The following is a 23,428-nucleotide window of genomic DNA, read 5'->3' as shown; positions in this document are numbered from 1 at the left end:
TGAGGAACCGTGGGACACAACGGACGTACGTTTTGTGGAAGCGGCGCTGAGGACTCACCGCTCGCCTTGTAGTCCCCACGGGCTGGTGAGGGGGCATCCGGCACGGTGTCCGCGCCTGGACACTCACTCCTTCAGATATCTCTCGACGAGACGGCCTCCGGCGGGCAAGGGGGTGTGACCCCTTGCATCCCCCACCAGGGGTACCCCCTGGACCCCGGCTCTTTCGCCATCGGCGCTGCGCCGTGCGCGGCCTATGGCTGCTTTCCACTCCGCCGGAAGAAACCCTCGAGAACCGTCTGGTCTCCCACCTCCGTCAGATAGTTTCGCATCATCATGACGGTCTCGGCCGACAGCTCGCGGGCATTCGGCGACTCCAGCAAGGCCCGCTCCAGCCGCTTGCCATCCAGCGCCAGCCGCCCCTCGCGCCGACTCGGTTCCGTCTCTCCCAGATTGCGCTGAACCGTCGAAATCTCAAGCCGGTTCCGCCAGTCAAAGACGTTCAGCTCGATCGCCTTGCCGAGCGACGTCCGCGCCTCCGCGTAGTCCTGCTTGCCCGCCAGGAAATGCCCCCGGTAACGCCAGAACCGCGAATCGGTCGCCGCCTCGGGAGGCGCCTGCTCCAACCCCTTCGCCACCGCATCGAGGTTCCCGTCCGCGATCGCCTTCTCGATGGCGAACGCGACAATCTCCAGGTTCCGCGGAAAACGGCGGGCGCACGCCTCGAACGGCGTCAATTCCCCCCCGGCGAACTCCTCCGGTCCGAACGTCCGGATCGACCCCGCTTCGTTGTTGCGGGCCGCGTAGACGGCATGCGCCACCGCGAGCGTCTCGTCGTCAGGAGCGTTCTGCTTCCATCGCCACAGGACCGACGCCCCGTCCGTGAAGTTCAGCGAGCTCGACTGGATGAGGTAGACGTACGCCTCGGGAGGCTCGCATTCCCTCTCGATCGCCTGGTGGATCGTGTCGACGAGTTTCCGCCGCTGGAGCGTCATGGAGTAGAAGTAGATCAGCCGCTGGTAGGCGACGTCGGTCCGGGGATTGATCGCCAGCATCCGCAGCCAGGTCTGCTCGGCGTCGTACACCCGGTTGAGGTCCGCGAACTGGATCTCCGCGCAGGCGGCCAGGGCCTGCGTCGCCCCCTGGTACGAGTTCCGGATCGACAGGAGCGACGCGACCGCCCCTTCATAGTTGGCCTGCTGGACCAGGCCGTCGGCGCGGAACACCAAGGCATCATCAGCGGCCGGGTCGGCGATCCGCCAGGCGTCCGCGGCGGCGACGAGCCCCCCCCAGTCCTGGTCGTCCGCGAGCTGCCGGCAGATGACGCGATACTGCGCCAGACGCCGCGCCGCGAGCGTCGCGTGGACCTGGACGATCAGCACCGCGGCCCCGGCCAGGCCCAGCGCGATCAGCACGATTGCGCGGCCCATCCGGACCCGCCCGTCCCGCTTCCCCGCTTCGGGGGGGGGCGGGGCGGGCTCGAAGACGCTTGTTCCCATCGAATCCGTCATGGATCACGCCCTCCCGCTCCCCCTGCCCCTCCGGCTCCCGTTCCCGGTCCGGGCGGGCCGGCTTTCGCGCCTGTCCCCGGCCCCTTCTTCTCCGGCGAAGCGCCCTTGGGGGCGGCCGACGCCGGTGAGCGGGGCGAGAACATCTGGAACCGGGATCGGGCGTCGTCGGCCGCCGCGGTCTCCCCTCGCGCGGCGTAGGACTCCGCCAGCCAGCCCCAGATCTGGAACTGCGACGGTCGGATCGCCACCGCCTGACGGGCCATCTCGATCGCCTGGTCGAGCTTCCCCTGCTGTCCCAGGATGTGGGCCATCCGTCCCAGGAATTCGTGATCGTAGGGATTCAGTTGGATCAGCTCCCGTCCCACCTTCTCGGCGCTCGAGTAGTTCTCCACCTCATGATAGATCAGGAACAGCGGCCGCAGCAGCCCTTCCCGGCGGGGAGCCTTCCGCAGGGCGGCGCTCAGGGTGTCGATGGCGTTCCGGTAGTCCTGCCGCACCCAGTAGGCGGTGCCGAGCGCTTCAGCCGCCGGCAGGTCGTGCGAATGCTGTTCGCACCACGGCTGGAGCAGCTTGGCGGCCCGCGCGGCCAGGTCCGGCAGGTTCGACTTGGCCGCCTCCCGGCTGGTCGCGATCCCGACGAGCCGCCGGCGCTCCTCCTCGGTCATCGTTCCCCCCGGCTCGGGGTAGAGATGCAGACGGGGGCCGGACGAGTCCCCGCCGGCGTCCGCCACCGGCTCGGCCGCCGCGACGGACGGACGGCGCAGCACCCGGTGGTCGGTCTGGCTGGTGTGCGGGACATCGCTGGCCGGCAGCCGCGGCATGTGGCAGGCGATGCAGGAATTCCTCGCCTTCTCTCGCATCGCGAGCGGTTCCGCGCACTCGGCGTCCCCCGCGCCGTGGCACGAGGCACACTTGTCGCGGTAAAACGCGACCCGCTCCTCCCCGGTCGGGACCGAGTGCGGATCGTGACAGGAGAGACATGAGAGCCGCCCTTCACTGAGGCGGTAACACGCGCTGGAGACCATCTGTTCGGGCTGACTCGTCACCTCGCTCGTCTGGCCGCCGGAGATCCCGTCTCCTTTGACGAAGATCCCCCAGATGTCATCGAGCCGGTCTCCCGGCCGGAAGTCGTAGTCGGTCCGGCCGGGGCGGAGAACCCGTTCCTCGCCGGTCAGGTGGCACTGCATGCAGAGGGCGTCCTTCTGCACCGTCGAGAGCGTCTTGAGGTCGAGCATCGGGTCGGTTCCCTTGCCGCCCGCCGATTCGCCCGTCTCCTGGAAGCGGACATGCGCCGCTCCGGGGCCGTGGCACCGCTCGCAGCCGATCCCCCCTTCGATGAAGACGGGATCGGTGAATCGATCGTTCGTTCCCGCCACCTCGGCCACCTGCCCGACGTGGCAGGCGACGCAGCCGTCGACGATCCGCCGCTCGAAGTGGAGGTTCCCCATCAGGTAGCCGGGCGAGAAGTTCCACTCCTTCTTCTGCGCGTACCACGTCATCGGCGACATGAAGAGGAGTTCGCCCCGGCGCGTGAGATAGGACCGCCCCCCTTCGCCGGAGCCGATGGCGAATTCGACGGGAACCGCCAGCGAGGCGACCTTCTTGCCGTCCGGATTGCGATACTCTTCGACGTGCTCGACACCGGTCTCGGTCGGCCGGACCTCGTACCGCAGACGCGTGACGAACCGGGAGCTCGCGGGAGGCTCGAACGACAGGTCCCCCCGGTACTCCGGATCGCGGGAGAAGTCGACCCGCGAGGCGGACCGGGACATCGGATGGCCGGCGAACGAAGCGGCGTGATCGGCGTGACACGACCGGCAGGTCTGGCTGCCGACATAGTCCCGCGGCGGGGAGACGAACCTGGCCTCTGTCGCCGTCGCCGGGTGCCCCTCCGTCTCCGCCGCGGGCTTGGTCCGGAACTGCTCGACCGGCGGGGCCTTCCAGACATCGCGCAGCGTCCACGCGGCAACCGCGCCGATCCCCATCAGCAGAGCGATCCCGACGATCAGCGCTGGACGGGACATGCGACCTCAGCCCTCCCGGGACTCGACGAGCACCACCTCGCCATCCACGGCAACCCCGCTCCGCTCCTCGATACCTCCGTCAGGCCAGACGATCCGCAGGTCGACCGGCCCGGAATGCTCCGCCAGACCGAACGCGAGCAACGGCTGATGGGCGGAGCAGTAGCTCGTCCCCCCCGCCAGATGCTGCACGTACGACCGGTCGGACGCCTTCACCGTCACCTTGGCTCCGATCGCGGAGCGGTTCGAGTGCCGGCCCAGCAACCGGACTTTGAGCCAGTGTCCCCGGGACGAGTCGTTCCGCAGAATCGCCACGTCGTCGTCCTGGTTCACCACCGCCAGGTCGAGGTCCCCATCGGCGTCGAAGTCCGCGGAGGCGACCGCCCGCCCCAGGCGGGGGAGCTTCAGGTAGGGGCCCGCGTCGGCGGTCCGGTCGTGCCAGCGGCCCACGCCGTCGTAGGAGAAGAGCAGGCTCGGCATGTGCCACGGGTCGCCGTTGACCTCCCGCCAGTCGTCGATGTGGCCGTTCGCCACAAAGATGTCCTGCTCGCCGTTGCAGTCGTAGTCCGCCATGACCGCTCCGAAACCGAGGTACGGAAGCGTCGGCTCGTGCAGCCCCTCGCGGCGGGTAACGTCCTCGAAGCCGGCCGCGCCGAGATTGCGGAACAGGGTGTCCGAGTCGTCCGTGAAGTGCGTAATGTAGACGTCCGGCGTTCCGCTGTGATCGTAGTCGCCGAAGGCCATCCCCATGTTGGCCTGGTATTGTCCGAGCGCGTTCGTGGCGCAGCCGACCTGCCCCGCGACCTCCTCGAAGCGTCCCTCGCCGCGGTTCGCAAAGAAGTGATTCGCCGTCGTGTCGTTGGCCACGAAGACGTCGGGACGGCCGTCTCCGTCAAAGTCCGTGATGATGACTCCCAGGGCCTTCGTCGCCGAGCCGGTCAGCCCCCGCTCGCCAGCCTCTTCGGTGAAGCGGCCGTCCCCCTGGTTGAAGTAGCACTCGGAGAGCGAGGGGGGGACTTCCTCCGGATGGCAGGTCCCCGGCTCGCCGGTGCTGCTGAGGCAGAGGAGCGGGTTGCGGGGGTCGTAGTCGAGGTAGTTGCACAGGTAGAGATCGAGATCCCCGTCGCCGTCGAGGTCTCCCCAGGCGGCGCTCGACGACCAGCGGCGGCTGCCGACTCCGGCTGCGGCCGCCCGCTCCTCGAACGTGCCGTCCCCCAGGTTGCGGAACAGGGATTCGGGGCCGACGTTCGTGACCAGGATGTCGTCGAAGCCGTCTTCGTCGTAGTCCGCCACCGCCACCCCCTGTCCGTACTGCTGCTCGATCAGGGTTGCCGGGACCGTGACGTCGACGAACCTCGTTCCGCCCAGGCTGCGGAACAGCCGGTCCGTCGGCTGCGTCGAGAGATCCGCCGCCGCCGGGTCTCCCCCCTGGCAGAAGAACAGGTCGCACCATCCGTCCCGATCGAAGTCGACCCAGCCCGCGCCGCCGCCGGTCGCCTCGACCATCAGCCGCCGGCTCGATCGACCCGTGTCATACCGGAACGACACGCCCATCTCCCGGGCGACATCCGTGAACCGGACCGCTCCCTGGCCCCGCTCCCGCTTGCGTGTCGTGGTTGAGTCCCCTTTGCCGTACCGGTCGACCGAGAGAGAAACGGAGAGCGGGCTGGCTGGCTCGGTCGACGCATTGAGGGGGGCCGGCGGCGTGGCAGGAGCAGTGGTCGACGGCTGCTGCTGCTGGCAGGCCGACAGGCACGCGAGGAGCATCAGCACGCCATTGGCCGCGATCGCACGCCGCCGCGCCATGATCGATCCTGCCTGAGAACGAAAGAACCCGCAGACAATTTCTTGGCTGCGGGTCGTGAAGACATGAACGACGGTCGGGATCATTCGAAGGCGGGAGCCTTGTCGCCACCGGAGCCGGTCGCGATGGCGGACTGCACGCCGGGCTGGTAGCTCCCGTTGCCGGTTCCACCTTCGGCCGTCGCCTCAGGTCCCACGCCCACCTCAATGTTCTCATTGATGAACTTGACGCTGCCGTCGCAGAACAGGGCCTGCGCGCCGCCGGCATGGGTGCTCTGCCAGCCGGTGCAGCGGCAGTCGCCGCGGCCGTAGGGGCCGCCGGCAGGGCCGTCGCTGCGGGTGCTTCCCGATCCGGAGTTCATCCGCTTGCCCAGGTTCATGATCGGACCGATGGCGGAGATCCACAGTCCGTCCGCCGCGGCTTCCGAGGGAGCGTTGGAGGTCCACGCCCAGTGGTGGTTCTCAAACACGGCGATCGTGTTGGACGTTCCGTCCGAGATCTGCGAAATCTTGGCCGAGCCGCGGTAGTAGAAGGCACCGCGATAACGGGGGAGATCGTCCCAATTGTCTTCGTAGCTGTTGACCCACACTTCGCTGGTCCAGCGCGCCCCGTAGCGTCCCTGGGCTCCTCCGCAGTCCTTCCAGCCGGAGTAGATGAAGCCCATGTTGCCGACGTAGTCCGTGCGGCCGCCGACGTACTGTTGTCCGCCGCCGCCGCCGCCGTCCGCCCATCCGGTGCCGCCGTTGTAAAGCAAGCCGCCGCGAGTAATCTTCGCCTGCGGATTGCTGGGGCAGAGCAGCGTCGCGATCGCCGTCTGGGCGCCCTCTCGGACCACGGGATGATCGTAACCGACATTGGAGCCCGGCGCGATCGCGCCCTTGGACGCTTCAAACAGGCCGACCTGATTGAACTTGTTGTACAGCCCCGCCTGATCCAGGTAGGGGAGTGACGACGTAATCCAGGAGACGGAGGAGCTGTTCGGGCGGGTCTCCGTGCCGCTGTTGGCGGCGTTCCGGTAGTCGAGCGTTCCGTCCCACTGATGGGGGAACGTCCCGAAGGCTTCGTGGTAGTTGTGGCAGGCCACGCCAATCTGCTTGAGATTGTTGCTGCACTGGCTGCGGCGGGCCGCTTCCCGGGCCTGCTGGATCGCCGGCAGCAGGATCGCCACCAGGACGGCGATGATGGCGATGACGACGAGCAGTTCAATCAGAGTGAACGCCCGCCTCATCTTGCGAAAGACAGGGACGCGCATGAGGACGCTCCAAAGAAGGAGATGCAGGGACCAGATGGGGATGACGAAAAGACGAGAAGCTATTTACCCGACGCCGGCGCCGCGGAGGACGGGTTCGGCGCCTTGGAGTCCGGTGTTTCGCCCGGCTTGGGCTTTTTGTCCTGTCCGTAGCCGTACCGGTTGGATCCGCCCTTGCTGTACTGGTCGTAGTACGCCGGCATTTTCCCTGAAGCGTCTGGCTGGACCACTGGCGGCGGCGGAGGTTCAGAACACCCCGCGCTCATGCACAGCGCAAGCAACAACAACTGGAGGGAGCAATGGGAGCGCATCACAACCTACTCAACAGCAGTTATACGAATTTTTGAAGACGTGGACAGTTAGCCTACCGTACTGATGAATTATTTGTCAAATCGCATCAGCTCGGGTTTTCTAGAATCCCAGTTTCGGCGGAATCACTCGGGAATCGCATCGTTTCGATGCACTTTGGTTCCTTCCCACACCGCTTCGTCCCTTTGCCGGTCAAAAGTCAAGACCCGCTGGGCGCTCTGCGGGGCCGGCGGGACGTCGACGTCCGGGATCCAGCGGCGATGCTCCTCCGCAATCGCGGCCCCCGCGGGTTTGGAAACGATGTTCTCCCATTCGTGCGGATCGGTCTGGAGGTCGTATAGCTCCTCGCTTCCGTCGGCGTAGCGAATGTATCGCCAGCGTTCGCTGCGGATTCCGTGGTTCCCCTGGTTGTGCGACGTGATGGCCGGCCGCTCCTGCGGGGCGGCGGGGTCTCGGAGCTGCGGGAGCAGGCTGATCCCTTCGAGATCGTCGCGCTTGGGAAGCCCGCACAGGTCGATCAGGGTGGGATAGATGTCGAGGAGCTCGGCGGGGCGCGAGCAGCGTCCGCCCGGCGTGACTCCCGGGCCGGCGAAGATCAGCGGGACGCGGGTCGACCGGTCCCACAGGGTGTTCTTGCCGGTGATCTGTTTCTCGCCGAGATGCCAGCCGTGGTCCCCCCACAGGACGACGACCGTGTTCTCGGCCAGTCCCGCTTCGTCGAGGGCGGCCATCAGCCGGCCGACCTGCGCGTCGACGAAACTCGTGCTGGCGAGGTAGGACCGGACGAGATTCCGCCACTGGCCGTTTTCCCGAACCCACTTCAGCCGCGGTTCGGGGAGGCTCCAGTGGAGGTACCACGAGAACCGGGGGGTGTCGTCGCGGTCGTTCTCCTGGACCGGCGGCAGGATGGCGTCGTCGTCCGGATAGAGGTCGAACCACTTCTGCGTGACGTAGCAGGGGACGTGCGGGAGGAAGAAGCCCGCCGCCAGGAAGAACGGCTCGTCCTTCGGGGCGGAGCGGATCTGCTCGACCGCCCAGGTGGCAACCTGATAGTCCCCTTTGTCTTCATCGCGGTGCGGGAAGACGCCCCAGTCCATGAGGGGGTGGTCCCCCATTGGGGTCGGCGGGATGAGTTTCTTCTCGGGCTTCGCTCCGACTCCTCCCGCGGCTCCCCAGACGTCGAACTCCTTTTCGCGGAGTTTCGGGCCGCCGACGCCGCCGTGGTAGATCTTGCCGACGGTCAGGGTGCGATAGCCGTTGGCTTTGAAGTGCTGCGGGAGGGCGACGCGGTCCTTCCAGTCATCGAGGGTGCGGAACCAGGGGGCGAGTCCGTAGATCCCCGTTGTGGTGGGGCGGAGGCTGAGCATCAGGCTGGTCCGCGAGGGATTGCACAGCGGTGCCTGGCAGTGGGCGTTGAGGAACACCGTTCCGCGGGCGGCGAGGCGGTCGATGTTGGGGGTCTTGACGAGCGGGTGTCCGCCGAGGGTGCCGATCCAGTCGTTCTGGTCGTCGATGGCGATGAAGAGGACGTTCGGCTTTTTCGTTTCCGCGGAGCGCAGTGGTGAGGCGGTTCCGAGGACGAGGGATAGGCACCAGGCGAGCGCGATGCGGCTGGTCATGGGAGGCTCATGGGGCGCTAAGGAACGGGTCCGATGACGGTCCGCGTTTGGCACCGGCCCGTCAAGCGAGGAGACGTGAGGTCTTCTTTTCTCAGACATCGTCCTTGCCGGCACGACGCTGCTAACTCAAACCCATTGTGCGACGGCCACTGGGGTCAAGGGGGCCTCGCCCCCTTGCCGCCGGAGGCGCTTCGATGAGGAACCGCGGTACACAACGGGCGACCGTTTTGTGGTACCGGCGTTGTGGACTCACCGCTCGCTTCGCAATCCCCGCGGGTTGGTGAGGGGGCATACGGCACGTTGTCCGCGTTTGGACCCTCGCTCTTTCAGAGAGAGCGAGACAGGCCAGGCCTCCGGCGGGCAAAGGGGATTCTCCCCCTTGCATCCCCTGACCAGGGTGCCCCTGGACCCGATCAGGGCCAAATGATTCTGAGTTGCGCCGCTCTACCTTCCGCCTTCAGCCTGAACCCCTTCCGCCTCCCCACAGGCCCCCTCTACACTCCCCACCAGGGGGCTCCTGGACCCGGTTGGGGCGGCATTTGTTGTCCGTCGTCTTAAAACTCGAAGCCGACACGCGTTGCAAAAATATTCGTCCCCGACTGCCCGTCCGTCGGATTGTTCGCAAACGCATGAATGTAATTGAACGTCACCCGCAGATACGGATTCAGATACCAGTTCGCACCCACGGTCAGGTCCGTCAACTCCCCACCCCGGACCCCCTTGTCATTCAGGTCAATGTGCGAGAGCCGCATCGCCAGCTCCCACGCCCCCGGACCGAACTCCGTACACTTGTCCTCCGGCTTCCCCACATACCGCATGAAATCCCGCCTCGGCGTCACCCGGTCAAACACACCGAACTTCTTGTTGTAAGGCCGATACTCCCCCGTCAGAAAATAACTGGCGGTCACATACCACGCATGGAAAAACAGGTCCCCCTGCGCCGTCGCGTCGACCGGAACCAGCATGAACTCGCTCTGCAGTGAGAACGGACCGTTGACCCACGCAAACTCCGTCCCCATCAACTGAAAGAAGTCCGCCGCAATGTTCCCCGTGTCGACAAAGAACGGCACGTTCGGCGTCGCGGCACCAATCCGGGCCTCAGGCTGAGAACGAAACCGCACCTGACCGGCATTCGCTCCGCGGATGCTGTAAGCCGCTCCCAGGTGAACGTACTCGGCGGACTCGCACGCCTCCTCGTAGTAGGGGAGGTACGTCATGCGGCCGGTGACCGCACTCTCGAAATTGTCCCCCACCTCGTCCCCGAACACATCGCTGTCGGAGCGGAAGAAGCCGACGCCCCAGGCGGAACGCTCATCGAAGCATGTCCCGTTGGCCATGATGCCGGTGTTACGGGCCGGAGCGAACGGCTGGTCCGGCAACCCGCGCTCCATGAACGTGACGTACCGGTTCGGCGTGAGCCGCTCCAGGCTGAACGGCTCGAAGAAGTGCCCGACACGGACCCGCTGGAGCAGCGGAACATCGTGCAGGCCGGCATAGACGTCGAGGAACGACGGCCGGCCGGGGAGCGCGAAGTCCATTTCGATCCGGTACTCCGCCGGGCCATAGTCTCCCAGCATCGCGAGTCGCGCCCGGCGGAATGCTTCGCCGTTCTGGATGTCGCCGTAGGTGTCCTGGCTCACCTCGTCCTGATCGAAGAAGTAGAAGTCCGCCTGAAGCTGCCCCGACCACTTCACGGTCGGCTTCTTGGCGTCGGCCTCCTTTTTCTTCTTGTCCTCGTCGGCCCGCTTCTTGTCGGAGTCGGTCCGCTTCCGCTCCGACTTCTCGAGTTCGGCCAGCCGCCGCATCAGCGAATCGAAGTCCGGCTCCTGCGGAACGGTGACGATCTCGCCGGAGGAGTCGGCAAAGAATTCCGGGACCGCGGCGGTCCCGCCGCCGGACTCGGAGAATGCCGCCTCGGCAGCGGGCGGCAATTCGATCGTCGCCGCCGGTGCGGGGGGGATCTCTTCGCCAGCCAGCAACGTCCAAGGCAGGCTCAGCGAGCCGACCGCGACGCACAACCACATCAACCGTGCCATGTTCATCCGTGTCCGCAGGATGTCCTGCCTCGATGAGTTCTGCGCCGGCTCGAGCAAATGCTCGGAGACAGGTGCCTCCGGAAGTCCGGTCAGCACGGTTGAGGAGACTTTTCCAGCGCAGACACCTCCATATCGGCAAAACCGCCCCGCCGGATTGAATCGGAATCAAGTTCCGCCGAGCGGCAAAGTCCGCCGATACCAGCACCGGGACAGGCCCAAGATCCCGGCGAGCGGGGAGCGTCAGCTCCCTGATGGGGTGCCTTCTTCGAATGACGGTCTGTGAAGGGAAAGGATGGAAAATGTCTTGTCCGGCTGGCTCGAATTGCGTCCTTGACGCCGGAGGCGCTTCCATGAGGAACCGGGGCAAGCAACGGATGTACCCATTGTGGGACCGGCGTCGAGGACTCCACGCTCGCTCCGTAGTCCCCGCGGGTTGGCGAGGGGGCATCCGACACGTTGTCCGCGCTTGGACACGATCTCCTTCAGACAACGTCCGATTCAGACAGTGTCCGACGAGACAAGCCTCCGGCGGGCAAGGGGGCGTGGTCCCCTTGCATCCCCCACCAGGGTGACCCCTGGACCCCGGTGAAGTGGCGCCATGCCTGATCAACATCCGGCGAACGCCCCGCCTCGCTTGCTCGGCGGGAGGGTGGCCCGACAGACTGAGTTCGCTGAGCAAGAATCCAGGGCACAGGAGGGCGGACGATGCCGGTCGTGTCGGGGAAGTCGCTGGGGCAGAGGCGGCCCCTCTTTGCGGACTGGTCGTGGCCATTGCCGGAGGAGGTCTCGCGTCCGGAAGGGACTCCTCTGAGGAGCATCCTCGACCGCGTCGTCCGGGATCAGGTCGAAGCCTTCCGCCAGCGGCAGCAGCAGGACCAGCTCGTCCGCGTCCTGACGGCCCGGCAGATCGACGAGGCGGCCGAGCGGGGCCGGATCGCGATGGGTGGGAGCGAAGTCCCTCAGCAGCCGGTCGATCCCGACGCCGCGGTCGCCACGGCCCTGCAGGCCTTCCAGGACGGCCTCTTCCTCGTGGTGGTCGACGGCATCGACTACACGGGGCTCGACCAGCTGATTCCCCTCCAGGACGACAGCCGGATCACGTTCATCCGGCTCACGCTCCTGGCCGGCGGATAATCGGTCCGGGCGAACCGGCCGCCCGGTCGCTACGGTTCAACGTCTCTTCACAGTCTCCCGTCAGAGTGCGGCATCCGCCCGGGGCCGCTCCCTCTTCTCCTCTCCCCCTTTCGTGATTGGAGTCCGACGTGCTGAAGGCCGAAGTTGCTCGCGAACGGCTCAAGGAGTTCGAGGTTCCCGACGCGGATTCGAACGACGACAGGCCCCGGTTCGCCGACCAGATCCTCCGGCTGCCGAAGCGCCTCGCCGCGACGGCGTTCGGCCTGCGGGACCTCGATGGGCAGGGACAAGCCATCCGCCGGACGAACTCGAACCGCGAACGGCAGAAGGAGGCGTTCGAAGAGTTCGACGCCCTCTCGGAGAAGGAGCGGCTCCAGGTCCTGAAGGTCTACTTTCCACACCTGACGGACGAGATCGCGGCCGGCTGGCACAGCCGCAAGTCGGGACCCTACCAGCACAGCCACACCAAGAAGGCGTTTCGCGCTCCCGGCCGCCCGGAGGCGACGCTCGAGGTCCGCTGGATCTGGTTGGACGCCCTCCTCCGGCAGGCGGAGCAGTACCGGGAAGACGTGCTGCGTCCGGAATGGCTCGTCGCCTGGGCCCCTTATCTCGGGTACGGATATTCGGCGACCCAAATCGGAGCCCTGGCGGCCGCGATCGTCGACGCCGGCGGTCCCGCGGGGGACGCGATGTTCGCTCTCCTCGGACAGTGCGCCCGCAACGAGAACGAGATCAGCGGGATGGGGCCGCACGTCGTCTGCGGGCTGCTGATGTCTTCCCGCCTCGAGGGGTGGGAGCTGATGGAGAAGATGCTCCTCGCCGCGCAGCGGCAGGAGGGATTGCGGCAGGCGATCCTCGAATCGGTCGACCTCGCTCACCCGCAGGCATTCCGGCGGATCCTGAGAATCATCGTCGACCAGAACCTCGTGCGGTTCGCCGCGGTGATCCGCGCGGTCGACGTCTGGCTCGGCTACGGCTGGGACACGGAGTCCCCGGCGGCGATCAACCGCACGCTCGAACGGCTCCTCGCGCTCCTCGACGATCCCACCGCCCGCAAGAAGGCACTCGCCGGCACGGACGCGGAGTCGATCTATCTGGCCCTGTGGTGCATCGCGTTTGAGGACGCCCCCGCGTCGATCGCGCCGGCGGAGAAACTCCTCAAGCACAAGTCCCCGGAGATCCGGTTCGCCGCCCTGGCGCACCTTCAGAACCTCGGGCTGCCGGAGGCGGACGCGGCCGCCTGGCAGGCGAGCGATGACGGGGACCTGCGGATCGCGACGCGGGTTCTGACCAGCGCCAACGAGTGGAACTTCGCGACGGGGCAACCGCAGAGCCCCGCGGGGGCGCCCGACGCCTTCGAACGGGCCGAGCGGCTGTACGAGCGGCTCCCCGCCAAGGCGGCGGAGCTTCCCGAGATCCTGTGGCCGTGGACCAAGCTCAAGGTCGGGCGGGAGACCGCTGCCGGCTGCCTGCTCGGTCTCCTGGGGGACCGTCCCCCGACCCGCCTCCTGCCGTATCTCGCGGATCTCGACTCGTGGCGGCGGCGGCACGTGATCGAGCTCTTCACCAGTCAGAAGAGCTGGGACGCCGCGACCCGCGCGGCCCTCGTCGAGCTTTGCGGAGACAACTCCGCCGATGTCCGGGCCACGTCGCTCGCCGCGCTCCGGAAGATCGAACTCACCGATCCCGAGATCGAGCAGCTGGAGCGGATGCTGACCCGCAAAGCAGGGGACCTCCGCAGCGGCGTCATCGGCCTCATCTTGAAACGGAACGACGCCGACGCCCTCGCCTCGGCCGGGCGGCTCGCGGCATCGAAGGACGCCAACCAGCGGCTCGCGGGCCTGGAGACGCTGCGGCAGCTCGTCGAGAAGGGGCGGGAGGTCGCGGCCTGCCAGACGCAGGTCGAGGAGTACCTCGTCCGGCGTCCCAAGCCGACGGCCGAAGAGCGGCAGCAGATCGACGTCATCGTCCGGACCAGGGCGGCGGTCAACGTCCTGACCCTCGACAACGGCCTGGGGCTGATGGACCCGCAGAAGCGGACCCGGCCCGCGCCGCCGAAGACCCGCAAGGTCAAGGTCATCACCCCCGCCGCCATCGCGTGCCTCAAGGACCTCGACGACCTGGTCGACAAGCACCGCGAGACGCCGATCGTCACCGACACCTACAACAATCAGACGCAGCTCCTCGGAACGGTGACCTATGGGTTTCCGTCCCCCCGGTTCGATGGCAAGCCGCAGCAGCCGGACCGGCTTCCGCTCCGGGAGGTGTGGGAAGAGTGGTTCCAGTCGCGGCCGAAGAAGAGCCGCGATCCCGACGGTCTGGAGCTCGTGCGGGCCGAGACGTGGTGGCCGTGCATCTCCGGCTATTCGTTCAAGGATTTTCAGGCGTGGGTCCATCGCAAGCCCTATCGCGCTCCGATGCTCGCTCCGATTGAAGCGGACAGGACGGTCACGCTCCGGTATCCGGGAACCGTGGCGGCGATCATCCGCTGGATGGGCGTCCTGCATCCGCCGCAGGGGGAGGACGATTTCCTCATGGACTGCGCCGAGCACCTGTGCGCGGTCGTTCCGGTCCAGGAACTCGAGGCACTCCGTCCCACGGCCGGCGATCAGGAGGACGAGGAGGGAGACGATGACGACGACGAATCCGACGAGGGGCTCGGCAGTCGATACGGGCTGGGCTCCTCCGGCGACTGGCGCGGTCACCTCGGCATCGTCCGTGACTGGATGATCGGGCTGGACGGCAAGGAGACCGACAAGGAACGGTCGCGGGTCGAGCGGTTGTGGCGGCTTCAGCACTGGCTCGACGAACCGGTCCCGGGGGCGACGCGGGACCGCCCCGGTGCGGACGTGCTGTTCGCCGCTTACCGGGCGGGCCTCGCAAACCTGCACGACGTGGCCGACGAGCTCGTCGGTCCCCGTCCTCCGGGGGGCCTCTATCGGAACACGGGCTTCACGACGTTGTCGAGTCTCACCCGTCGCCGCCCTGAACCGACCGAGCAGAAGCTCCTGAAGGATTGCCCCGAGGTCGCGGACCTCGTGAACCGGATCCGCGCGGTGGTGCTGGAGTCGGAGCTGGAGCGGGGAGACGTCCCGACCGCGGCGACCGAGGTGGCCCATGCGATCGAGTCGCTCTCCGGGCTCGACACGCTCGTACGGCTCATGACGGCGCTCGGGAAAAACGGCTTCAAGCCCCACACCGGGTGGCGGCAGGATTCGAAGCTGCTTCGCCTGCCGACGCTGACGCATCTCGCCAGCATCACCTACCCGGGGCCTGAAGACACGGAAGAGAGCTTCGCCGCGCGGATGAAGAAGGAGATCAAGGCGGGGGCCTTCCCTGAGGACCGGCTGATCGAGCTGGCGTTCCTGGCCCCGCAGTGGACGAAGTTCGTCGAGAACTATTTCCGATGGGACGGACTGGCCGAAGGGCTCTACTGGTTCCTGGCTCACATGCGGTTCATGTGGGGCTCGGAGATGGGAGCCCAGGCGGCCGAGAGCGCGGGGATCGCCGACGAGCCGACCGCCGAAACCGAGGCCGACGAAGACGCGGCGACGGACGGCGCCGCCGAGGGGGGCCCTCCCCGGCGGAAGCTTTCCACGTGGGAGCGGCTGATCCTGGAGCGGACCGCCCTGAGCGACACCGACCGGGTCGCCGGCGCGATCGACGTCGGCTGGTTCCAGAAGGTCTCTGCCGCACTCGGCCCCAAGCGGTGGGATCGCCTCGCCCGGTCCGCCCGCTTCGCCTCCAATGCGGCCCAGGCCAAGAAGGCCCAGCTCATCGCCGACGTTTTGCTTGGCGAGGCGAGTCTCAACGAGCTGATCGCCGGGATCGAGAAACGCTTCCTCAAGGACCATGTCCGTCTGCTCGGTCTCTACCCGCTGCCGAGCGGGGCCAAGCGGGAGCCGGAGCTCAAGCGGCGGTTCGACATCCTCCAGGCGTACGCCCGCTATGCCCGCACTCTGAGCGGCCTCACGAAGCCCGAAGCTCTCCGGTCGCTCGACATCGGTCTCAAGAACCTCGCCAGCACCGCCGGCTATGCCGACGCCCTGCGGCTCGACTGGGCGATGGGGGCCGGCGAATGGAGCGACCTCCGGGACGGCGCGGCGACGGAGTCGAAGGATGGCGTCGATGTGTCACTCTCGATCGACGACGCGCTTCAGCCGCGGATCGTCGTCACCAAGGGGAGCAAGGAGCTGAAGTCGGTTCCGCCGGCGGTCAAGAAGCACCCACCGATCGCCGTGCTTTACGAGCGGAGCCGGGAGCTGAAGCGGCAGACCTCCCGGCAGCGGCAGGCGCTCGAAGCAGCGATGTGCCGCGGCGACGAGTTCTCGTCGACGGAGCTCATCGAACTGAGCCGGCATGCGCTCGTCGCGCCGCTCCTCGAGAAGCTGGTTCTCATCGGCGACGGGGCGCTCGGGTATCCCGACCGGGGGGGCAAGGCGCTCCGGACGCACGCCGGCGGGAGTGTTGCAATCAAGAAGGGGACGCGGCTGAGGATCGCCCATCCGCACGACCTGCTCCAGAGCGGCGAGTGGGCGAAGTGGCAGCACGAGGCGTTCACGGCCGGGCGGGTTCAGCCGTTCAAGCAGGTGTTCCGCGAGCTGTACGTTGTCACGAAGCAGGAGAAGGCGACCGGCGACAAGTCCGAGCGATACGCCGGGCAGCAGGTGCAGCCGACGCAGGGGATGGCCCTGTGGGGGACGCGGGGCTGGAACACGCAGGACGGGGTCTTCAAGGTCTTTTATGAGGAGGAGATTGTCGCCAGCGTGAACTTCCGCTGGGGGGCGTTTACGCCGCTGGAGGTGGAGGGGCTGACGCTGGACACGATCACGTACTCGAAGCGGGACCAGGCGCGAAACCTCAAGCTGGCCGATGTTCCGCCGCGGCTCTTCAGTGAGACGATGCGGGACATCGATCTGGTGGTGAGCGTCGCGCATGCGGGGGGTGTCGATCCGGAGGCGAGTGCGTCGACGGTGGAGATGCGGACGGCTCTTGTCCGCGAGACGTGCCAGCTCCTGGGGCTCAAGAACGTGCGGATCAAGGGATCGCACGTGGCGATCAGCGGGGAGCTGGCGGACTACAGCGTGCACCTGGGGAGCGGGACGGTTCACAGGATGCCGGGGGGTGCCCTGTGCGTTGTTCCGGTGCATGCCCAGCACCGGGGGCGGCTGTTCCTCCCTTTTGCGGATGATGATCCGCGGACGGCGGAGGTGATTTCGAAGGTGTTGCTGCTGGCGCGGGACCGGGAGATTCAGGATCCGACGATTCTGGACCAGATCCGTTTGTGAGAGGTGGCAATCACCGTCCTCGCCGGCACGACGTCCTTAGCTCAAACCCAACGTGCCACGGCAGCCAGGGGTCAAGGGGCCAAGAAAACAGCACACGCCCCCTTGCCGCCGGAGGCATTTTCGATGGGGAACCGTGGTAAGCAACGGATGTCCCCCTTGTGGTACCCGCGTCGAGGACTCACCGCTCGCTTCGCACACCCCGCCGGTTGGTGAGGGGGCATACGGCACGTCGTCCGCGGTTGGACACGATCTCCTTCAGACATCTCTCGACGAGAGGGCCTCCGGCGGGCAAAGGGGCGTTGCCCCTCTGCACTCCCCACCAGGGGGACCCCCTGGACCCGGCGAAAAGGGGCCTGACAACGACGTGGACGCAGATTTTCCACCGTGCATATACTCGACCGATTGCACCAACCGGTGGCCGAACGCAGGAGACCCCCGTCCATGCCGCTCTTCGAGATCGAAACCAACGCCCACATCATGATCAGCTGGGCCGATTCCGTAGACACCGCCCGCCGCATCGCCGGGGAACACTACCCCGAAGAAGACGTCGTCCGGATCACCAAACGCCCCCGCGACCTGTGGGTCATCTCGAAAGGCATGCTCGGCATCGCCGGCCCCTCCAAACCGTGCGACGTCGCCCGCGACTGCCTCGCCCAGGCCTCCGGCGACAAACTCCACGCCATCCGCCTCTACATGAGCTCCACCGGCACCGACCTCCACGACGCCCAGCGAGCCATCGAAACCAACATGTCGCTCGGCTGGTAACGCGAACGCGGCACACGAACAAAGCGGGTTGACTGCGGGCGCGGGAATCTCGGCAGGGACGGCGAAGAAACGGGAAGCGGTGCAAACGCCCCGCCGATGCCGCCACCCGTGTTTTTCAGACAGACGGAAAGTCGGAACAGACCATGAAGATCGGTTTCATCGGCGCGGGGAAAATGGCCACCGCCCTCGCCTCCGGATTCATCAAGGGAGGCCTCACGGCCTCCGAAAACATCGTCGCCAGCGACGTCATTCCCTCCGCCCGCAAACACTTCGGGGACGCCACCGGCGCCCGCACCGCGGCTGAGAACAACTCCGTCATCCAGTCGAGCGACATCCTCGTCCTCGCGGTCAAGCCGCAGCAGATGGCCGAGGTCATGGCGACCGTCTCGCATTCGCTCACCGACCGGCACCTCGTGATCTCAATCGCAGCCGGCATCACACTCTCCCGCATGGCCGCGGCCCTCGGCGACAACCGGCGGATCGTCCGCGTCATGCCCAACACCCCGTGCCTCGTCAAAGCGGGAGCGAGCGCCTTCGCCCTCGGCGGAACCGCCAACCGCGACGACGCCGCGACGGTCCAGAAACTCCTCTCCACCGTCGGCATCGCGGTCGAAGTGTCTGAGTCGCTTCTCGACGCCGTCACCGGCCTCTCGGGAAGCGGCCCCGCCTACGCCTTTCAGATCATCGAAGCCCTGAGCGACGGCGGCGTCCGCGCCGGCCTGCCGCGAACCGTCGCCACGCAGCTCGCCGCCCAGACGCTCCTCGGTGCGGCCAAGATGGTCCTGGAAACCGGCGAGCACCCCGGTTCCCTCAAGGACGCCGTCACCAGCCCCGGCGGAACGACGATCGCGGGCCTGCACGAGATGGAACGGGGAGGCGTCCGCGCCGCCCTCATGAACGCGGTCCTCACCGCCGCCCAGCGTTCCCAGGAACTCGGTAAGTCCTGAACCGAACCCGAGTCGGCGGATCAGGCGGCAGGGTTCGCGCGGCGGGTCAGCCGAACAACGAACAGCAGCGGGAAGGCGGCCAGCAGCAGCACCGCGAAGCACGGAAAGATCTGCACGAGCAGCGGCGCGTCGACGAACTGGATCAGCGGCGGCCGGCGGACCTGCGACTGGTCGGCATCGACTTGGAACACGAGGTCCGAAGCCGCCTTCGCGTACGGCCAGGGATCTTCGAATTCCGTCAGCCACCAGTCCGGCGGCGTCGGGGCATCGCTGAGGCCCAGCAGACGGACCGCTTCCTGTCGCGACGACGCATCCAGCGGTCCCGACCACGCGACGCGCCCCGTCCACGGCGCTCCGGCGGAAAGCGATCCGCCGTAGCGAGCGTCTCCGACAAAGTAGATCCGCAGCAGCCGTTCCGGCGGCCGAACCGCGCTGATCGCCTGCTCGGAATACGGTTCGCGGTAGGGAAAGAGCGGCGCGTCAGTCTGGAACGAGATCCGGAGGGCCGACGCCTCGATCCGATTCCCCTTGGACGCCTGCGGGTCGGCGACCTTCAGCGCGGTCAGGAGCCAGCCCTGCTCCACGTAAGGCTGCACCCACTCCGCGATCGCCGGCGAATGCTCGTAGCCGTGGTCGCGCAGCCAGTCGACGAGATCGGACGACGAGTCCGCCGCCAGGACCGCCGCCTGAAGCCCGGCCACCACCTTCTCCTGGAGCACGCGGACCGACGCGGAGGGAGCTGGCACGGACGGTTCCGCCGAGCATCCGATACCTGGCATCCGCTCCCGAACCTGGATCGCCGGTGCGGTCAGCCCTTCAAAGAGCGGGAACGCCTCGTTTCCCGCCTCTTCCAGCGCTGGCTCGGCGGGTGTGGGGACGAGGAAGCCGAAGTCCCGGGACTCTCCGCGGAAGGAGGCTTTCCGGATGAAGTGCTGCGTGCGGCTGGCTTTGTCCCAGATCAGGATGACCGTCTGGTCGGAGTTCAGCACCGGCCGCCCGGCCGGCGGTGCGGGGCAGCACGCTTCCGCGGGAGCGAGACTGGCGACGGCCAGCAGGCCGACGACTCCCGCACGAATCCTCCGGCTCCAGCTCATCGGCGGCCTCAGGAGTCAGTCCTTGGCGAGCGGCATCACAACGTAGGTGTAGGTGTCGTCCGACTTGAAGACCGCCGCGCTGTTCTCGTCGATCAGGTTCAGCGAGATCTGGCTCGTCGGGTCGAGGACCTTCAGGAAGTCGGCGACGAACTTCGGGTCGAAGGTGATGTCGATCTTCTTGCCGTCGAAACTGATCGGCAGCTCGACGCGGGAGGTCCCGATGTCGTTGGCCGAGCTCTTGAGCGTCAGCGTTCCGTTGTCGAAGACGAAGTCGACACCCTTGCTCTCTTCGCTCTGGACGATCATGGCCTGCCGGACGGCGGAGAGCATCGGACCGGTCACGAGCGGGATCTCGACTTCATAGCTCTGCGGGATGACGTCCTGGTACCGCGGGAAGCGGCCTTCCACGAGCCGGGCGTAAATCGTCGAGTTCCCGGAGCGGACGAGGACGTCGTTGTGGTGGATCGCGATGTGGACGTCCTTCTCCAGGTCCTGAATGCTCTTCTCGATGAGCTGCATCGCCTTCGACGGAATGACCGGCGTCCCGACTTCCTCGGAGACGCTCCCCTGGGCGGAGCACGGGGCGCGGTAGACCGCCAGGCGGCGGCTGTCGGTGGCGGCGAGGGTCATCTGCTGCGGCCGGAGCTCCATCAGGACGCCGCCGAGGGCGTACCGCGTGCTCTCGACGTCGGCGGCGAACAGCGTCCGCTGGATCCCCTGCTTGAGGGTCTTGCCGGGGACGACGTGGTAGTTCTCTTCGTTGAACGCGGCGACGTCTGGGAACTCCGCCGGATTCTCGATCGAGAGGCGGAATTCGCTGTGCGCGGTCCGGACCCACAGGGCGTCTTCGGTCACTTCGAGCGAGACGGTGTCGTCCTGGACTTCCCGCAGGATCGCGCTGATCCGGGCGGTCGGGAGCAGAACTTCGCCGGTCGACGTGGTCGAGATTTCGGGGATGACGTGGCGGATCCCGACTTCCTGGTCGGTGCCGATGAGCGTGGCGGTCCCGTCGGCGACGATCAGCTTGATGTTCCGCAGGATCTCCTTGGGGGTCCGCGAGGGGACGACCACCGCCACCGTGCCGATGGCGTTGGCGAGGAGCGAACGGGAGCACTGCAGCTTCATAGGACCGTCTCAGGGGAGGCGGCGGACACCGTCCGGCCGCGATCACGAACCATCATCCACGTCACAAGGAACGCAGCAGGATAAGACGGCGGAACCGCACCCGCAACAACACGGCCGCGTATCGCGGCCAGTGCCGATGCGAAGGGATCGGGATCGCTTCGCCCTGCTTTCCTCGCCCCGCGTCGGCCCCGGTCGCCGGGAAAGAATTCCCGGGATTCGGTTGTCGCTCCGGCCGGGGACCGCCGTAGATCAGGGCGGTTCTGATCCGAAGCTTGGACGAGGCCGATCATGAGGAACAGCAGGGGAACTTGCGCGCGGCGGTCGGGGATTTCCGCGGTCGAAGTGGCGATCGCCGGGGCGGTGCTGTTGGTCGGGACCGCGGTGGCGCTGCCGTGGGTCCAGTCCGTAAGAGAAGCCGCCCGGCGGGAGACGTGCCGCAACAACCTGAGGGCGATCGGCCTGGCCCTGCATGGCTATGAGCAGGTTCATCGCCGCTTCCCCTCCGGCGGAAAGGGGACCGCCTGGAAGCCCAGGTCGCCCGATGTTCCGCCTCTTGAGATCGATGTCACGGTCAATCCATCGATCGAGCCGAACGGAACGGTGTTTCACCCGCAGAGCACGTTTACGCTGCTGCTGCCGCACCTGGCGAACGCTCCTCGCGACTCGGCGGTGGCGCTGGATCGGCAGTACAACGCCGCCGATGACTCTCCCGCCAGTCGGATGAACCGGGAGATCGCCCGGACCCGGATGGCGGACCTTCTTTGTCCCGGCAATCCGGTTTCGATCGAGGATCCGGCGGGGTATGGGCAGACCGACTATGCCCCGACCGTCTTCACCGATGTCGTCATCGTGGAGAATCCGCTGCGCCGGGTGCCGATTGGCAAGCGCGACCCCGCCACGCCGGCCGACCGCGGTGCGCGATTCGACGGAATGCTGTCGCTGCCGCCGACTCCGATGGGGTGGATCACGGACGGCACGAGCAACACGATGGCTGTTGCCGAATGCGCGGGACGGCAGTTGCTGTGGAATCTGGGAGGGGTTCGGAGTGTCGCGCGGGCGCCGGATGGGACGCGGGACACGTGCGGCGGGGCGGTCGGATCGGAGTCCAGCGGGTTCCGCTGTCCGAACCGCTGGGCTGATCCGGACAATGCGCTTGGCGTTTCGGGGTCGCCGGTGGAAGGAGTCCGGTTGATTCAGAACCACGCCAAGCCGGTCGGAGGGCCCGCGGAATGCCCGTGGACGACGCCGGATTGTGGTCCGAACGATGAGCTGTTCGGTTTTCACGAGGGAGGGATCGTCGCGGTCTTTGGGGATGGGGCGGCCCGCTTTATCTCGCACAACATCCAGCGCGACGTGCTGATCAAGCTCGTGGCGAGGAACGACGGGGAAACTATTGATCTGCCATCGTGTGAGTCCGAAAGTCGCGGGAAGTCGGCTGCCGAGCCTGTGGATGATCCGAGTGCCGCGACTCAGCCATCGGAGGCCGTCGCCAGTCGAGGAGGCGAATAACCGGGTCCAGGGGCACCCTGGTCAGGGGATGCAAGGGGGAGAATCCCCCTTGCCCGCCGGAGGCCTGGCCGTCGAACGATGTCTGAAGGAGTGAGTATCCAGACGCGGACGACGTGCCGTATGCCCCTTCACCAACCCGCGGGGTGTGCAAAGCGAGCGGGGAGTTCTCGACGCCGGTTCCACAAAGCGGCCGTCCGTTGCTTACCACGGTTCCTCATGGAAGTGCCTCCGGCGGCAAGGGGGCCTTTGTTTTTTTGGCCCCTTGACCCCAGCGGCCGTCGCACGTTGGGTTTGAGCAATCATCGTCGTGCCGGCAAGGACATCGTCCGAGCCATCGGGCCAAGACACTTCGCCCCCCCTAGCATTCAGTCCCTGAAGACCACCTGAATTGCAGACGGTCGGCCGCGCGGTACAGTGCCGGTGTGACCCCTCATTCGCCGTGCGGGGTTTCTTGTTACGAACCGGTCGTTTCTAGGGGCTCATGATGACGGCAATGCGCGCGCTCGTGCTGTGTGGACTCCTGACTCTGTGCGGATGCACCAAGGAGTCGGTCGAAGGGGACCGCGCCGTTTATATGTATGAGTGGTGGGTCTCCATCGCGATCCTCGTCGGAGGGACGATCGGCACCGGAGTCTGTCTCCTGGCCGGAAAGGAAGACTGGCGCGGCTGGCTGGGAGCGGTCGCCATCGCCGCCTTCACGGTCGGCTTCGCTCCGATCAGCTGGTTCGATCACGTAACGGTCGACGCCAAGACGCTGGAAACGCGATGGGGATTCTGGGCCTATCCGACGGTCCACCAGATCGCTTTTGCCGACATCAAGAGCGTCGACCTGACGAAGCGGCGGACCTCGGGACGTCGCCGACGGACGAACTACTACATGGTCTTCCAGAAGAAGAACGGAAGCTCCGAGGAGATCACGCTCTCCAACTCGCTGATGGAAGCGGCCGCGGACCGGATCGGCGACGCGCTGCTCCAGAACCAGATCCAGGTGGCTGACAAGACCGGCGAGTGAAGTGCCGC

Annotated in this window: 14 protein-coding genes; 6 read left to right on the top strand and 8 right to left on the bottom strand. The window is 66.8% G+C overall.

Annotated features, from left to right (window positions below):
* Window positions 1-251: 251 nt before the first annotated feature.
* From VT03_RS12670 to VT03_RS12645, 6 genes are all read right to left on the bottom strand, one after another.
* The gene (locus tag VT03_RS12670) at window positions 252-1,508 is read right to left on the bottom strand and encodes a tetratricopeptide repeat protein (protein ID WP_075093312.1); all 1,257 of its coding nucleotides are present in this window, start codon (window positions 1,506-1,508) and stop codon (window positions 252-254) included.
* Complete coding sequence (locus VT03_RS12665; protein WP_075093311.1) at window positions 1,505-3,532, bottom strand: cytochrome c3 family protein; 2,028 nt, start codon at window positions 3,530-3,532, stop codon at window positions 1,505-1,507. The genes VT03_RS12670 and VT03_RS12665 overlap by 4 nt, the downstream gene beginning before the upstream one ends.
* Before the next feature lie 6 nt (window positions 3,533-3,538).
* Window positions 3,539-5,335 carry a CRTAC1 family protein gene (locus VT03_RS12660; RefSeq protein ID WP_197489317.1) on the bottom strand — a complete coding sequence of 599 codons (1,797 nt, stop codon included), beginning with the start codon at window positions 5,333-5,335 and terminating at the stop codon, window positions 3,539-3,541.
* An 80-nt stretch (window positions 5,336-5,415) separates the two neighbouring features.
* Window positions 5,416-6,585 carry a DUF1559 domain-containing protein gene (locus VT03_RS12655; RefSeq protein ID WP_075093309.1) on the bottom strand — a complete coding sequence of 390 codons (1,170 nt, stop codon included), beginning with the start codon at window positions 6,583-6,585 and terminating at the stop codon, window positions 5,416-5,418.
* Between the two features lie 431 nt (window positions 6,586-7,016).
* Window positions 7,017-8,510 carry a sulfatase gene (locus VT03_RS12650; RefSeq protein WP_075093308.1) on the bottom strand — a complete coding sequence of 498 codons (1,494 nt, stop codon included), beginning with the start codon at window positions 8,508-8,510 and terminating at the stop codon, window positions 7,017-7,019.
* A gap of 554 nt (window positions 8,511-9,064) precedes the next feature.
* Entirely contained in the window at window positions 9,065-10,546 is a 1,482-nt protein-coding gene (locus tag VT03_RS12645) for an OprO/OprP family phosphate-selective porin (RefSeq protein ID WP_197489316.1), read from the bottom strand.
* A 705-nt stretch (window positions 10,547-11,251) separates the two neighbouring features.
* Between VT03_RS12645 and VT03_RS12640 the strand changes: the two genes are divergently transcribed.
* The 4 genes from VT03_RS12640 to proC all read left to right on the top strand — a co-directional run bounded on the left by VT03_RS12640 (window position 11,252) and on the right by proC (window position 18,680).
* Complete coding sequence (locus tag VT03_RS12640; protein ID WP_075093306.1) at window positions 11,252-11,680, top strand: hypothetical protein; 429 nt, start codon at window positions 11,252-11,254, stop codon at window positions 11,678-11,680.
* A gap of 128 nt (window positions 11,681-11,808) precedes the next feature.
* Window positions 11,809-16,968 (top strand): DUF4132 domain-containing protein, encoded by a 5,160-nt coding sequence (locus VT03_RS12635; RefSeq protein ID WP_075093305.1) that lies wholly within the window; start codon window positions 11,809-11,811, stop codon window positions 16,966-16,968.
* 441 nt (window positions 16,969-17,409) lie between these two features.
* Window positions 17,410-17,733, top strand: a complete 324-nt coding sequence (locus VT03_RS12630; RefSeq protein WP_075093304.1) for a DUF6793 family protein — start codon at window positions 17,410-17,412, stop codon at window positions 17,731-17,733.
* A 143-nt stretch (window positions 17,734-17,876) separates the two neighbouring features.
* Window positions 17,877-18,680 carry a pyrroline-5-carboxylate reductase gene (gene proC, locus VT03_RS12625; RefSeq protein ID WP_075093303.1) on the top strand — a complete coding sequence of 268 codons (804 nt, stop codon included), beginning with the start codon at window positions 17,877-17,879 and terminating at the stop codon, window positions 18,678-18,680.
* A 20-nt stretch (window positions 18,681-18,700) separates the two neighbouring features.
* On the opposite strand, the gene VT03_RS12620 is transcribed toward proC, so the two are convergent.
* The gene (locus tag VT03_RS12620; RefSeq protein ID WP_075093302.1) at window positions 18,701-19,774 is read right to left on the bottom strand and encodes a DUF2330 domain-containing protein; all 1,074 of its coding nucleotides are present in this window, start codon (window positions 19,772-19,774) and stop codon (window positions 18,701-18,703) included.
* A 15-nt stretch (window positions 19,775-19,789) separates the two neighbouring features.
* Window positions 19,790-20,899 carry a DNA polymerase III subunit beta gene (gene dnaN, locus VT03_RS12615; RefSeq protein WP_075093301.1) on the bottom strand — a complete coding sequence of 370 codons (1,110 nt, stop codon included), beginning with the start codon at window positions 20,897-20,899 and terminating at the stop codon, window positions 19,790-19,792.
* A 288-nt stretch (window positions 20,900-21,187) separates the two neighbouring features.
* On the opposite strand from dnaN, the gene VT03_RS12610 reads away from it, so the two are divergent.
* Both VT03_RS12610 and VT03_RS12605 read left to right on the top strand, forming a co-directional pair.
* Window positions 21,188-22,408 carry a DUF1559 domain-containing protein gene (locus VT03_RS12610; protein WP_082846167.1) on the top strand — a complete coding sequence of 407 codons (1,221 nt, stop codon included), beginning with the start codon at window positions 21,188-21,190 and terminating at the stop codon, window positions 22,406-22,408.
* A gap of 493 nt (window positions 22,409-22,901) precedes the next feature.
* Window positions 22,902-23,420 (top strand): hypothetical protein, encoded by a 519-nt coding sequence (locus VT03_RS12605; RefSeq protein WP_156514457.1) that lies wholly within the window; start codon window positions 22,902-22,904, stop codon window positions 23,418-23,420.
* Window positions 23,421-23,428 lie beyond the last annotated feature (8 nt).

This window comes from Planctomyces sp. SH-PL14 (genome assembly GCF_001610835.1).
In the GTDB taxonomy this organism is placed as follows: Bacteria; Planctomycetota; Planctomycetia; order Planctomycetales; family Planctomycetaceae; genus Planctomyces_A.
This window is presented reverse-complemented; position numbering and strand designations above follow the sequence as displayed.

Bases quoted from the DNA above. Each gene is read 5' to 3' on its own strand.
- VT03_RS12670 (WP_075093312.1), bottom strand. From the start codon at position 1,508: ATGACGGATTCGATGGGAACAAGCGTCTTCGAGCCCGCCCCGCCCCCC.
- VT03_RS12665 (WP_075093311.1), bottom strand. From the start codon at position 3,532: ATGTCCCGTCCAGCGCTGATCGTCGGGATCGCTCTGCTGATGGGGATC.
- VT03_RS12660 (WP_197489317.1), bottom strand. From the start codon at position 5,335: ATGGCGCGGCGGCGTGCGATCGCGGCCAATGGCGTGCTGATGCTCCTC.
- VT03_RS12655 (WP_075093309.1), bottom strand. From the start codon at position 6,585: ATGCGCGTCCCTGTCTTTCGCAAGATGAGGCGGGCGTTCACTCTGATT.
- VT03_RS12650 (WP_075093308.1), bottom strand. From the start codon at position 8,510: ATGACCAGCCGCATCGCGCTCGCCTGGTGCCTATCCCTCGTCCTCGGA.
- VT03_RS12645 (WP_197489316.1), bottom strand. From the start codon at position 10,546: ATGGCACGGTTGATGTGGTTGTGCGTCGCGGTCGGCTCGCTGAGCCTG.
- VT03_RS12640 (WP_075093306.1), top strand. From the start codon at position 11,252: ATGCCGGTCGTGTCGGGGAAGTCGCTGGGGCAGAGGCGGCCCCTCTTT.
- VT03_RS12630 (WP_075093304.1), top strand. From the start codon at position 17,410: ATGCCGCTCTTCGAGATCGAAACCAACGCCCACATCATGATCAGCTGG.
- proC (WP_075093303.1), top strand. From the start codon at position 17,877: ATGAAGATCGGTTTCATCGGCGCGGGGAAAATGGCCACCGCCCTCGCC.
- VT03_RS12620 (WP_075093302.1), bottom strand. From the start codon at position 19,774: ATGAGCTGGAGCCGGAGGATTCGTGCGGGAGTCGTCGGCCTGCTGGCC.
- dnaN (WP_075093301.1), bottom strand. From the start codon at position 20,899: ATGAAGCTGCAGTGCTCCCGTTCGCTCCTCGCCAACGCCATCGGCACG.
- VT03_RS12610 (WP_082846167.1), top strand. From the start codon at position 21,188: ATGAGGAACAGCAGGGGAACTTGCGCGCGGCGGTCGGGGATTTCCGCG.
- VT03_RS12605 (WP_156514457.1), top strand. From the start codon at position 22,902: ATGCGCGCGCTCGTGCTGTGTGGACTCCTGACTCTGTGCGGATGCACC.